This window comes from Butyrivibrio sp. X503 (assembly GCF_003625475.1).
Taxonomy (GTDB): domain Bacteria; phylum Bacillota; class Clostridia; order Lachnospirales; family Lachnospiraceae; genus Butyrivibrio.
Genome location: NZ_RAIQ01000003.1, coordinates 263,685 through 276,615, shown reverse-complemented (window position 1 = coordinate 276,615; position 12,931 = coordinate 263,685). Strand labels below are relative to the sequence as shown.

Genomic DNA, 12,931 nt, shown 5'->3' with positions numbered 1-12,931 from the left:
AATGGCCAAAGACAGAAAGATAGACCTGGTGATCCTGGGGCTCCTTTCCCACGAAGATCTCACAGGATATGATATAAAAAAACGTATAGACGGTAGCATCAGCTTCTTTTGGAAAGGCAGTTTTGGCAGCATATATCCCGCTCTTAATGAGATGGAAAAGAGCGGTCTTGTCAAAAAGAAGGAAGCCAAAAAAAGCAGCGGCAGAGAGAAGATCATGTATCACATCACTGCTGCCGGCAGGAAGGTACTTGCTGATTGGCTCAAGGACGAGCAGGCAAGCAATGACCTTAAGTATGAGACCCTTCTTAAGATTTACTTTGGAGGCTCTGAAGATAAGGCCGTTACCATATGCAATATTGAAGCCTTTGAGAAGCAGATAAAAGAGAACCTGGAGCTCCTTAAGCTGTATAAGGAGAACCTTGAGAGCGTACTGGATGAAGAGGGGCATATAAACTACTATCTTACCGTAACTTTTGGTATTGATACATATGAAGCGTACCTTAAATGGTGCACGAAGGCTAAGAAACTATTGAAGGGACGCAGATGATTTTGGCGACGGTAGGAGTATTTAAGAAAAGAAAGAATGAATCGTTGATTTGACGACGCTGAATTTAAATACGATAATTTACAAAATTTTACAGAAAAAAAGCAGTTTTCTCCTTGCTTTTCAAAAAATATTGTTATAAAATTGTTACTAATTGATGCTTGAAAAGTAGGGAGGATTGTCATGAATAAAAGTTTTAAGGGTGTGCCGCTAAAATATATAGGAATAGCGGTTCTTGTTATCTTGGCGTTAATAATAGGTGCTTCTTTAAAGAAGAAACCCGCTAAAGATTCGTCAGATGATTACAGTAAAAATGTAACCGAGTCAGAAAATAAATCCGATGATGTGCCTGATATTGCCGATGAGAATAAAAGTCTTATAAAACATTATAAGGATCTTACAGAAGAAGATCTTAAAGAACTCTATAATGTTTGTAATGATGAAAACGCTACTCATATTGCGGATGAAGAATCTGTTGATACAAAAATCATTTCTGATCCGGAGTACGTAGGTTATTTTTTTAGATATCACAAAAAAGGATATCAAAATATATTAGGTTTTATATATAAGGAAACTCTTGATGAATATGATATTTCCGAAGTAGATCATTATAGAGTAATTACTTTTCATAATGTAAAAAAAGAAGATGGAGAGTTAGAGTACCTTAAAGAAGGCACAATTGATTGTTCTACTGAGCTTGAATGTTATTTTGCTGGAGTACCAAATCTAGAAGAATTTATATGTGAAGGTGATGATCATTTCAAGAAATATATTGATCCGGAGGAAGTTGGAAGTTTATCAGAAATAGATGAAGAAAGCAGAAAAAAATTAATTGAAGATGCCAAAAGCAGAGTTGAAAATTTTCCCAGAGACTATGCGGATTCGGATAGTGTTGTTTCGGATGTGAAATTTGAAGGTGAAATACTTGAAAAGAAAGAGGATGGGAACTATGACCGCATAAACCACTATATTGTTGTGTGTTCTGCTACAGTATCCTCTAAGATGAATATTGTGGAGCCCATGAAAGTATATTTTCCGGTTGCTTATCATGCTATATGGAAACTTAAAAATGGTGAAAGTGCTTATTATAAATATGACATAATACTTGGAGATGAATATATGATGCGGGTTGGATATCTATCAGATGAAGATATGTTCCGTGAATGCGTTTCGGGTCAAAGGACTTATTATAACGGAGGCTATGAGCTTTCAGATTCGCTTAAATACCTTGATGAACAATATAATAGATTTAAAAATGAAGATTAACGCTATATGAGAAATAATCGCCCGGTCTGATAACAGATTCGGGCGATTTGCACTGATCTGAATAGTTGATTTTCACACGCGAGGGATATACAATGTATATACATAAAGGAGGTGCTATCTATGCAGGCTCAAGTTAAAGCATGGGGTAACAGTCAAGGAATCAGAATCCCCAAGGAAGTGCTACAGGAAGCAGGTTTTTTAGTAGATGATATTCTCGATGTAAAGGTATCTAATGGCATGATAATGCTTGTTAAACCCTTTAGACATAAGACATTGGAAGAGCGTGCTGCTGAATATGGTGGTAAGCTTAATCTTGATGGTGAATTTGACTGGGGCAAGCCGGTAGGAAGAGAGATTTGGTAATGAAAGATGAATTGCACCAGGGAGATATACTTAAGATAGAACATATCAGGAAACCGGTTCTTGTTGTAAGTAAGGATTTCTTTAATCAGACTTTAGAGATAATTGGCTGTCCTATTTATGATAAAGGAGAAGCGGGACCGCTACACATACATATCAAAACTGATGAGGTCGAGGGGGATGTACAATGTGAGAAGATATCACTTCTTGATCTGAGTATTAGGGGATATTCGAAAATAGACAGACTGAAATATCCAGATATAATAAATATTACGGACGCGATACAGGGAATCTTTGATTACATCTAATCTTTCCGAGAAGCATAAAATTATGAATGAATATATATTAGGTAAAGACAACAAAATAGACATTAAATCCCTTAACCTTGATGAAGTCACAAGCTTCATTAAGGATCTTGGCGAGCCTGCATTTAGGGCTAAACAACTCTATGACTGGATGCATGTTAAAAGAGCAAGAGGCTATGATGACATGAAGAACATCCCCAAAACGCTCAAGGAGAAGCTCATAGATAAATGCAGCTTTACAAGCCTTGAAGTAGTGCAGGTTCAGGAATCTCACATAGACGATACCAAGAAATTTCTTTTCGGTCTCTATGACGGCAATGTTATAGAGAGCGTTTTCATGAAGTACAAATTCGGAAACAGCGTGTGTATCTCATCTCAGGTAGGATGCCGAATGGGCTGCAGATTCTGTGCTTCTACGATCGACGGCGTTGAGAGGAATCTTTTGCCCTCGGAGATGCTCGATCAGATCTACTCAATATCCGAATATCTCGGAGAAAAGATATCCAGAGTTGTTGTCATGGGGAGCGGAGAGCCGCTTGATAACTACGACAACCTTCTTAAATTCATAGAGCTTTTGTCAGATGAACACGGAATGAACCTTGGACAGCGTAATCTCACGGTTTCTACCTGCGGTATAGTGCCCAAGATTCTGGAACTTGCAGATAAGAAGCTTTCCATAAATCTGGCTCTTTCACTTCACGCATCCAACAACGATAAGAGAAAAGAACTGATGCCGATCGCCAATAAATACGAGATACATGAGGTACTCGATGCCTGCAAGACCTATTTTGACAAGACAGGAAGGCAGCTTACCTTTGAATATTCGCTTGTTTCGGGGGTAAATGATACCGATGAAGATGCGGCGGAATTATCGGAATTGTTAAGAGGAATAAATTGTGTTGTTAATCTTATTCCCGTCAACCCCATAAAAGAGCGTGATTTCAGGCCTACAGACCGTTCGGGGGCATTGGCATTTAAGAATAAACTTGAAAAAAATCGAATAAATGTTACTATTAGAAGAGAAATGGGCAGGGATATTGACGGCGCCTGCGGACAGCTTCGCAGGAGGCATTTGGAGGAGAAATAGTAATACCTGCTTATTTTGTTGATGAAAAAAGTTGATTCCCGGGGAGGAAGATTTTGTTAAAGACTTTTTCCGTAACGGATATAGGAAAAAAGCGAAAACTGAATCAGGACTATGTCTTTTCATCCGATAGTAAGATCGGAAATCTTTCCAATGTGTTTATTGTAGCGGACGGCATGGGCGGCCACAACGCCGGAGACTATGCGTCAAGATACACTGTAGACACGATGGTTGAGGAAATCGAAAGGTCTTTTGAAAAGAGTCCTGTCAAGATATTGGAGCATGCAATTAAGATTGCCAATCAGAAGCTGCGAGAGAAGGCAGCGGAGAACCCCAATCTTTTTGGGATGGGTACGACGGTTGTAGCCTGCACCGTGCTTGGAAGGTATCTTCAGGTCGCCAATGTCGGAGACAGCAGACTCTATGTCATCAATGATAAAATCACACAGATTACAAGAGATCATTCGCTGGTTGAGGAAATGGTCAGGATGGGCGGAATCGACAGAGAGACCGCAAGGACACATCTTGATAAGAACATCATCACCAGGGCGATCGGTGCCACCAATACTGTGGACATCGACTTTTTTACCGTGGAATTAAATCGCGGAGACATTGTACTTATGTGCTCTGACGGACTTACTAATATGCTTGACGATGAAGAGATACGCATGATCGTAAGCGGCCAGAGAGATATTATAGAAAAAGCCCAGAAGCTGGTTGTTGCAGCAAACAATAACGGCGGCAAGGACAATATAGCCGTTATTTTGATCGAACCGTTTGCTGAAGAACGCGTGCGCGATGGAGGACTTGAATGATTAAGATAGGGATGGTGATCGGAGATCGCTATGAGGTGCTTGAGAAGATCGGCACCGGCGGAATGTCCGATGTATACAAAGCCAAAGATCATAAATTAAATAGACTTGTTGCCGTTAAGGTCCTTAAGCAGGAGTTTTCCGAGAATGAGAACTTCGTATCCAAGTTTAGGGTAGAAGCTCAGTCCACTGCAGGCCTTATGCACCCCAATATCGTTAACGTGTACGATGTCGGCGATGAGGATGGTATCAACTACATCGTTATGGAGCTTGTTGATGGTATCACTCTCAAAAAATATATTGAGAAAAAGGCGCGCCTCTCCGTTAAAGAGGCTGTCAGCATAGCAATTCAGGTTGCTATGGGACTTGAGGCTGCGCATAACAACAATATCATTCACAGAGACATCAAGCCTCAGAATATCATGATATCCAAGGACGGTAAGGTTAAGGTTACGGACTTCGGTATTGCCAAGGCTGCGACCAGTAACACCATTACATCCAATGTTATGGGATCCGTTCACTATACATCTCCTGAGCAGGCAAGAGGCGGCTACAGTGACGCCAAGAGTGATATCTATTCACTTGGTATCACACTCTTTGAGATGCTTACAGGAAGAGTTCCGTTTAACGGAGACACGACGGTAGCTATAGCTATTAAGCATATCCAGGAGGATCTACCCACTCCTGCGGATTACAACGATGAGATTCCGATCAGCGTTGAGAAGATCGTACTTAAATGTTGCCAGAAGAGCCCTGACAGAAGATATCAGAGCGCTGCTGAGCTTATTACAGATCTTAAGAGATCGCTCATTACACCGGACAAGGATTTTGTATCACTTGCAGATCCCGATGAAGAGGGCGCCACAAGAGTTGCGCATGATGAGCCGGTAGGCGGTCATTCCGAGACAGCAAGCATGCGCTTGTCGGAGACCGAACAGATGAGGCTTAGGGAAGAATCCTATAAGAATCGTCGCGACGATCGTTATGATGATGATTACGAACCCAGAAGAAAGAAGCCTCAGAGAGATTACGAAGACGAACTCGATGATGATTACTATTATGAGAGAGAACGAGAAAGAAGAAGGAGCTCTTTTGATCCGCAGTCAGGCAAGATAGAAAAGATGACTGTAGGTATGGCTGTTTTCTCTGCTATCATCATAGGACTTATAGTTATAATGCTGGTTGCAAGGGGCATGGGACTTTTCGGAAGCCCTGAAGATGCATCTGCATCCGCTTCATCTTCGGCTTCTGCATCAACGGAAGCTTCCGATGATAAAAAAAGCGGTGGCATTCAGGTTCCCGACGTGACCGGGAAGTCATACGCAGAGGCTAAGCTTATACTTGCCGATGAAAAGCATTTAAAGGTTGAAAAAGAAGCTGATTCCGAGAATACGGCACCAAAGGATACGGTTGTATCAACCAAGCCCGCTGCAGGCGAAAAAGTAAACAGCGGCGATACTGTTACCGTTTACATCAGTAACGGTTCCAATTACAAGGCTTCCGCGCAAAAAGAAGAAGCTAAAGATGACGAAGGAAAGGTTGCTGTTCCCAATGTCATCGGAATGGATTCGGAGGAAGCCGTTATCACACTTGTTGAAGCAGGACTTCAGGAAGGAAGAACGGTTGATGTCAATAACGATGACACCAATCTTACCGGAAAGATCTGTAATCAGAGTCCTACTGTAGGAACAATGGTTGAAAAGGGTACTATGGTCAACATGGAGCACTCCATAGGACCTGCCAATGTAAAGTACAGCTTTAAGGGCAGTATCGATGCTCCGCCTCCGGGAAAAGGTTATACTCCCGGAACACCTGTAAGAGTAGAATTTATCACATCGGACGGGAAGTCATTGCTTAACACGGAGACTACGGAATTTCCGATAGCCAATCTTGAGTACAATGACCTTACTTCACCGACAGGAAGAATATTATATAAATATACCGTGACAACTCCGGTTTCCACTAACCCCGATACGGGCGAGCAGACCGGCGGACAGACCACGGAAGTTGTAGATGAAAAAGCAGTCGAATTCAATCAGAGGAACTGATACATTTGAACAAAGGAAGAATTGTTAAAGGGATAGCCGGCTTTTACTACATAGAAACACAAGATACCAATATTTATGAATGTAAGGCTAAGGGCATCTTCAGAAAAGACAATATCAAACCGCTTGTCGGTGACGTGGTTGGCATCGACATCATTGATGAAGAAAAAAAGCTGGGTAATATAATCGAGATATTACCCAGAAAGAACTTACTTATAAGACCGCCTGTTGCCAACGTTGACCAGGCGGTTATTTTGTTTGCGATAGTTAAGCCCAATCCCAATTATAATCTTTTGGACCGCTTTCTTATCATGATGAGGCAGCAGAACCTGCCCGTTATCATCTGCTTTAACAAGCAGGACATCGCATCTGAAGAAGAGCAAAAAGAGCTCTATGATGCGTATGAAAAATGCGGCTACAAGGTTCTTTTTATAAGTGTCAAAGAGGAAAAAGGCCTTGATGAGTTAAAAGAACTTCTAAAGGGCAAGACCACGACTCTTGCGGGGCCGAGCGGCGTCGGTAAGTCATCTCTTTTAAATAAGCTTGTTCCTGACGCGCAGATGCAGATAGGAGAGCTCAGCAGAAAGATCGAGCGAGGCAAGAACACCACAAGGCATTCGGAACTCTTTTTCGTAAAAGAATTATCCGCCGGTGATGAGCAGACCTTTGTTATTGATACGCCGGGATTTACTTCGCTTGGAATGTTTGATCTTACGACGGACAATCTTATGAATTATTATCCCGAGTTCGAGGACTATGAACCCGAGTGTAGGTTCGGAGGTTGTTCTCACATCGCAGAACCCGATTGCGGGGTTAAAAGAGCTGTCGAAGAGGGCAAGATAGCAAAGGTTCGATACGACAACTATAAAGTGCTGTACGAGGAACTTAAAAACATGAAACCCGACTATGGGAAGAAGACCAGATAAGAGCACTTATCAGATAAAATAGGAGTTATAACAGATACAGATGAAGATATATGTTACAAGACACGGTCAGACCGATTACAACAAAGACAGACTCATGCAGGGAAGAAGCGATATTCCGCTTAATGGGACGGGAACGGCGCAGGCGCAGGCAACAAAAGAAAAAATTGGTGACGTTAAGTTCGATGCCGTATATGCGAGCCCTTTGATCAGAGCGGTTCAGACGGCTTCTATCATAAGCGGATATGCGCAGGAAGATATAATAAAAGACGATAGGATCATTGAGGCCGACTTTGGTAAGTACGAGAAAGCCAATTACATGAAGCTTCCTCTTCCGATGAAGCTTTACTGGATGTATCCCGAGGTATTTTCGGCTCCCAAAACCGTTGAGAGTATTAAGAGCATGGTCAAAAGAACTTCCGAGTTCCTAAAAGAGCTTGAAGAAAAAGACTATGAGAACGTCCTTGTAGTTTGCCACGGCGGAATAATAAGACCTATAAGAGGCTATCTCGAGGATGCCAAAAGAGGCTTTATCTGGAGACCCAGGCCTGCTAACTGCGAAGTGTTTGTATATGAATCAAAAGACGGCAAGCACAGACTTGTTGAGGATATAAAATGATAACAGCGACTAATCTAAAAAATGATTTAGGTTAGTCGCTGTTTTATTATTTATAATTTTATGTTGTCTCACAAAGTAAATCTTGTATTATTGCTAATATATGTTCCAACTTAGAGTCACTTAGTTTCTTTAATTTCTCGATTATAGTCTTCAATTTGGAAGGATTATCATTCCCGGGATCAAAGAATTCACTGGGTGTAATTTCTAAATATTCACATATGTAGAAAAATGTCGTCATTGAAGGAAGAGATTTACTGTTCTCAGCCATTAATTCTCACCTCTAATTAAGTATTTTAGCTTCATAGCGGCTGATTATGTCGTCTGAAATGCTATATTTATATTGCAATATAGTATTATAAATGATACTGTTGATATGGTTAAATTGACTTCAAAAAAGTATTGGTGGAAGAGTGATTATGAATAACTACAGAGATAGTCTTGAAATAGATCTGAAGGATCTATTCTCTTTTTTAGTAAGGCATATGCGTTTCTTCGTTATAGTCATGGTGATAGGTTGTACCTTGGGTTCTGGCTACGGATTTATGAAGGAAAACTTGTCGAATGATTCCGGAAACAAGAAAGAAGATTCAGTGAAACCTCTTTTGACTTCTAAAGAAATCTATGAAGTAAATTCATCGGTAAACACGTATACGACATACTTTAATCGCTATAATGAGGTCTTGAAGTATAAGAACGAGTCTCCTCTTATGGAGATTGATGGATATAATGCGCCCAAAAGCACATGTACCTACGTTTTGAGCGGTTATGGTCCGCTTAATTCAGCTAACTCTGAAGCCGGTTCTATCACAAATATCAATAATACCTCAGAAAAAAGTGTTGTCGATAATATCATCAATTTGTATACCGTTGAAGTAAACAAAGAAGAAACTGTTGATAAGGTTAAAAAGGCTATGGGAAGTGAGCTTGATGACAGATATATTCGTGAGCTTTATTCCATAGAAAAAGATGGATGCAGTCTTATGACAGTAACTGCATACGGACGAACTCTGGATGAAAGTAAGGATAATCTAAGCCAGCTTATGCAGGCAATCGAGGAAAAATCGGGTGATGTAGCCAAGAGTGTTAAACATGACATTGCTATAGCCACTACTTCATCAAATTATGAGAAATCCACATACATCATTACCAGCAAGGATAGTATCACCGCCCAGCTTAAAGAAATAAATAATTCAATGATGTCAGTTACGGGTAATTTGAACGGCAATCAAAAGAGCTATTTTACAGAGCTTTTGAATAAATCAGACATTGAGTACGGTATAGAGATAGAGAAGGAAGAAAAACAAGGTTTTGAAATAAAATCTGTATTGAAATACGGTATTTTCGGATGTGTAGCTGCAGCATTTGCTTTGGTGATCATTTACAGCGCTATGTACGTTTTGTCACCTACAGTAAAGACCGAAGATGACCTCAAGTATGCTTTTCAGATACCTGTAATCGGAACTGTCCAAAACTTCGATGCGGATAATTTGAATATGCTTAGCAGCGGAATCTGCGCTACTGCAAGAACAACTCCTTCTTCCAATGTATTCATTGTTTCATCTTATATGGATGAAAATGTTGAAGCCATTAAGATTAAGATAATAGATAAGGTAAAGGAGAAAAATGTAAAGCTGGAAAAAGGCTTAAGCATGCTCACAGATCCCGAAACTCTTGATAAAGCTATTGCATCTGACGGAATTGTCCTGCTTGAGACCATTAGAAAGTCCAGATACGAGGATATAGAAAAAGAGCTTGAACTTTGCAAAAACTACAACATCAAAGTACTTGGAGCAGTGTTAAACTCTTTATAAATCATTATTGTTATTTGAATCATTTGGTAAACAAAGAACTCCAACCCTAGATGGAGCTTAGGGTGGAGTTCTTTTTATGAAATAATATTTAGAATATTGGGGGCAAATGTTGTTTATGCTTTATTATTGCAAAACTGCTTCAGCTTCTTCTTCCTCAATGATATTGGTGGCAAATCCCAAAGGCTTGAATAACTGTTCAATTCTTAAGAAACCAGCAGTTTTTGCAGGCTCTTTATCAAGCATATCCAGACCGTCTTGGTATGCAGGAGCAGAGATATCAAAGGCGGGGATGAAAAGCACGTAGTGCTGATCATTGTAATTAAAGTGGCATCTCTTAGGGAGAGAGATCTGCTCGCAGAGATATCTTATAAGCATAGGGTTTATATCTATCTTTTTATCAAAATAAATATCAAGGATCTGCAGTGGTGTACCGGTTTGCTCTGCAAGAGAAGCTTGTGCCTGTGCCTGAGCCTGAATACTGTTAATTGCTTCCTGTGTAAAGTTTGGTGTCGCTACTCCTGATCCATTGTTTGATGAGGCAGAAGCGTTATTTGACGAACTATTATTAGCAGGAACTTCAGCAATATTTGCTTTTGTGATCGTTATAGGTGTTGTACTGCCACCGGTTATTCCCGGAGTATTATTCTGATTTTCAATGGCAGAAATAATAAGATGAAGATTTGCAGGAGTAACTGTCACGTTTCCGTTGAGATTCATAAGAGTTACAGTATAAGAACCGTCGGTATTTCTGTTTAGAGTATAAGCAAGCTGACCTATCTCATTATTCATTACGCCTTCATCCGAGATCTTGTAACCGTTTTTAGCTTTAATAGTTATGGATCCGCTTATGGATTTAGGTGCGCCGTTCTCTTTGACCTGTAAATATTCTTTGTTGTTGTAGTCATTATGTATGAATTCAGGTCTGCTGTATGTGACGTCTGCATTATTGGCACCTTCTACTGTTACAGAGTGGAATCTGTTTGTATCAGTGATCTCACCTGAATCATAGGCGTTGTCAGAGTAGTTGTTGGTGATTTTGATTTTTGAACTATTTTCCGGAACCGACAAGGTCCCTGAATAATAATTGGTAATAGCTACAAATTGTGAAGAACTACTACCCGTTGAGGCAACATCACCTCCATCATTATTTATTATGGATCCATTAGAACCTGAAACTGAGCCTCCGGGTAGATTGTTCTCAACGGTTCCATTGTTTGTTGAGATAGAACCGGAATTGCTCTCAACAGTTCCATCGTTTGTTGAGATAGAACCGGAATTGCTCTCAACAGTTCCATCGTTTTGAATGATTGAACCGGAAATATTATTGTTTTCGACTATTCCACCGGACTCATTATCACTAATTCTTCCATTATTATTTTCTACAGTTTTAAAGTTATTGTTAAGCCAACCATCATTGTATTCAACAGTGCCATAGTTATTTTCCATAATTTGATCTTCTTCAATATTTCCGCTTTCATTTTCGCCCAGATCAGGAACTGGTTGAGCCAAAATAGAGGCATGTGCTTTTGTGGGAGTGGCTAAGCTGACTAAAATTGGTACTAGAAGCAAGATTGAACTAAGTAGAGCTACAACTGTTGGATTGTTATTATTTCTTTTTTTCATATGTGTCTCCTTGGAATCCTGATTAAATATTTTCATATATATAGACACCGATAATCTCAAAATTCCTAAGTGACATTTCAAATTTTTTGGATTTTTTCATGACAGAAAAAAACCTCCTTACCGGTTGTCCGGTAAAGAGGGCACATATCATAGCAGAGCGCTTATCTTATTCTGTCGGAAGAGTCTCGGCTCTTTCTGCGATGTTCTGCTTGAAGTTTATGACGTCATGGTCGTACTCTTCATCCATAAGTGTTGAGTTGATGAGGAAGTCCGCTGTCGCTTTGTTGTTTGCAAAAGGAATATCGTAAACCTGTGCGATCCTCATAAGAGCCTTTACGTCGGGATCGTGAGGAGCCGCTGTCAAAGGATCTGAGAAGAAAACAACAAAGTCGATCTTTCCTTCCACTATCTTAGCACCGATCTGCTGATCGCCTCCGAGAGGACCTGAATTGTAGCCTCTTACCGGAAGGTCGGTTGCATCTGTTATCATGCGGGCTGTTGTTCCCGTTCCGCACAGAAAATGCTTTTTAAGTGTATGAGCATTGGCTTTGCACCACTGTATGAGCTCTCCCTTTTTGCCGTCATGGGCGATGAGAGCGATAGTTTTTTGTCTTGGTATTGTAAGTGTTATAGTCTCTGACATATTATATCCTCCTACCTGTCCAAAATACAACAATATAGCCGCTGTGTAAAGGGTTTATATGCTTTAATAGTAGGACGATTTTGACCTTTTTTATATGATGGAATATAATTGCGCTATGACTAATCGAAGAATGAAAAGAAAAAAGAGCTTAATAAAGCTATATATAAAAACACTGGCAATCTTTTTGTGCATAGGCTTTATAGGATTGGGCTGTGTGATGTTGTTTGCCGGAAATGACAGTGACGACAGCGAGAAAGCTTCCGAAGTTGCTTCGAAGTTTGTATCTAAGGTTCAGAGCGTTATGGCATCGGATTCCGATGAAGAAGAGACGGAAGAGACCCCTGATGAGGAAAAAAACGAATCTAACGTTAATTCTTCAGCATTTGGAGGTGGCGTACTCAGCTCACCGGCTGACATTAACTTACACAGCGTCGACGGCGGAACCAAGAACTACGCTTTCACCTATAACGGAACGGAGTTTTCCGCGATCTACACCGCAGATAACTGGAAGGTTATTGATTCTTATCTTATAGACAATACCGAGGATATTACCATTATCTGTGAGGCACTTATCGCGGAGCATCCTGTTCACGGAAGTGATATGCAGTCATACAGAACTGCGGATGATATGGCCTATGAGTGGGAGCAGCATAATCTCGCATACAAGTTCCTTCCCGAAGGAAACAGATGGAAAGAGAAGACCAAGGACGTCGATCTCAATCCTGCCGATCAGGGACTTTCATTTGATGAGATCTATGAGAGGCAGACAGGTAAAAAGCTATCTATAGAAGAACTTTTAAAGCACATATCAAATTAAAATATGAGCCACGATTTATTTTTCCGAAAAAGAAAAATAGGTCGTGGCTTTTTGCTGAGGTCACTATGTATCCCACATG

General features: G+C 40.4%; 14 protein-coding genes. 11 read left to right on the top strand and 3 right to left on the bottom strand.

The features are described 5' to 3' along the window. Position 1 precedes the first annotated feature (1 nt). From D6853_RS06690 to D6853_RS06650, 9 genes are all read left to right on the top strand, one after another. Positions 2 to 547 carry a PadR family transcriptional regulator gene (locus D6853_RS06690; protein WP_158588684.1) on the top strand — a complete coding sequence of 182 codons (546 nt, stop codon included), beginning with the start codon at positions 2 to 4 and terminating at the stop codon, positions 545 to 547. A 180-nt stretch (positions 548 to 727) separates the two neighbouring features. Further along, positions 728 to 1,810: a hypothetical protein gene (locus D6853_RS06685; RefSeq protein WP_120657258.1), complete on the top strand. Its 1,083-nt coding sequence runs from the start codon at positions 728 to 730 to the stop codon at positions 1,808 to 1,810. 120 nt (positions 1,811 to 1,930) lie between these two features. Continuing rightward, complete coding sequence (locus D6853_RS06680; RefSeq protein WP_120657257.1) at positions 1,931 to 2,173, top strand: AbrB/MazE/SpoVT family DNA-binding domain-containing protein; 243 nt, start codon at positions 1,931 to 1,933, stop codon at positions 2,171 to 2,173. After that, a complete protein-coding gene (locus D6853_RS06675; protein WP_120657256.1) occupies positions 2,173 to 2,478 on the top strand; it encodes a type II toxin-antitoxin system PemK/MazF family toxin in 306 nt (101 codons plus the stop codon). Before D6853_RS06680 ends, D6853_RS06675 begins: the two co-directional genes overlap by 1 nt. A 22-nt stretch (positions 2,479 to 2,500) precedes the next feature. After that, on the top strand, positions 2,501 to 3,562 hold the full coding sequence (gene rlmN, locus D6853_RS06670) for a 23S rRNA (adenine(2503)-C(2))-methyltransferase RlmN (RefSeq protein ID WP_120657255.1): 1,062 nt from the start codon (positions 2,501 to 2,503) through the stop codon (positions 3,560 to 3,562). Positions 3,563 to 3,615: 53 nt separating this feature from the next. Further along, positions 3,616 to 4,374 carry a Stp1/IreP family PP2C-type Ser/Thr phosphatase gene (locus tag D6853_RS06665; RefSeq protein ID WP_120657254.1) on the top strand — a complete coding sequence of 253 codons (759 nt, stop codon included), beginning with the start codon at positions 3,616 to 3,618 and terminating at the stop codon, positions 4,372 to 4,374. Next, positions 4,371 to 6,419: a Stk1 family PASTA domain-containing Ser/Thr kinase gene (gene pknB / locus D6853_RS06660; RefSeq protein WP_120657253.1), complete on the top strand. Its 2,049-nt coding sequence runs from the start codon at positions 4,371 to 4,373 to the stop codon at positions 6,417 to 6,419. The genes D6853_RS06665 and pknB overlap by 4 nt, the downstream gene beginning before the upstream one ends. A gap of 5 nt (positions 6,420 to 6,424) precedes the next feature. Further along, positions 6,425 to 7,342: a ribosome small subunit-dependent GTPase A gene (rsgA, locus tag D6853_RS06655; RefSeq protein ID WP_120657252.1), complete on the top strand. Its 918-nt coding sequence runs from the start codon at positions 6,425 to 6,427 to the stop codon at positions 7,340 to 7,342. 40 nt (positions 7,343 to 7,382) lie between these two features. Continuing rightward, positions 7,383 to 7,958, top strand: coding sequence for a histidine phosphatase family protein (locus tag D6853_RS06650; RefSeq protein ID WP_120657251.1), 576 nt, complete (start codon positions 7,383 to 7,385; stop codon positions 7,956 to 7,958). Between the two features lie 58 nt (positions 7,959 to 8,016). Here D6853_RS06650 and D6853_RS06645 read toward each other — a convergent pair whose 3' ends face one another. Then, positions 8,017 to 8,226, bottom strand: a complete 210-nt coding sequence (locus D6853_RS06645; protein ID WP_120657250.1) for a hypothetical protein — start codon at positions 8,224 to 8,226, stop codon at positions 8,017 to 8,019. 148 nt (positions 8,227 to 8,374) lie between these two features. Here D6853_RS06645 and D6853_RS06640 point away from each other — a divergent pair, with 148 nt between their 5' ends. Continuing rightward, a complete protein-coding gene (locus D6853_RS06640; protein WP_120657249.1) occupies positions 8,375 to 9,769 on the top strand; it encodes a hypothetical protein in 1,395 nt (464 codons plus the stop codon). Between the two features lie 123 nt (positions 9,770 to 9,892). Here D6853_RS06640 and D6853_RS06635 read toward each other — a convergent pair whose 3' ends face one another. Beyond that, a complete protein-coding gene (locus tag D6853_RS06635; RefSeq protein ID WP_147367725.1) occupies positions 9,893 to 11,392 on the bottom strand; it encodes a hypothetical protein in 1,500 nt (499 codons plus the stop codon). A gap of 166 nt (positions 11,393 to 11,558) precedes the next feature. Continuing rightward, positions 11,559 to 12,035, bottom strand: a complete 477-nt coding sequence (locus D6853_RS06630) for a methylglyoxal synthase (protein ID WP_120657247.1) — start codon at positions 12,033 to 12,035, stop codon at positions 11,559 to 11,561. A gap of 115 nt (positions 12,036 to 12,150) precedes the next feature. Here D6853_RS06630 and D6853_RS06625 point away from each other — a divergent pair, with 115 nt between their 5' ends. Beyond that, positions 12,151 to 12,852, top strand: a complete 702-nt coding sequence (locus tag D6853_RS06625; protein ID WP_207667208.1) for a hypothetical protein — start codon at positions 12,151 to 12,153, stop codon at positions 12,850 to 12,852. Positions 12,853 to 12,931 lie beyond the last annotated feature (79 nt).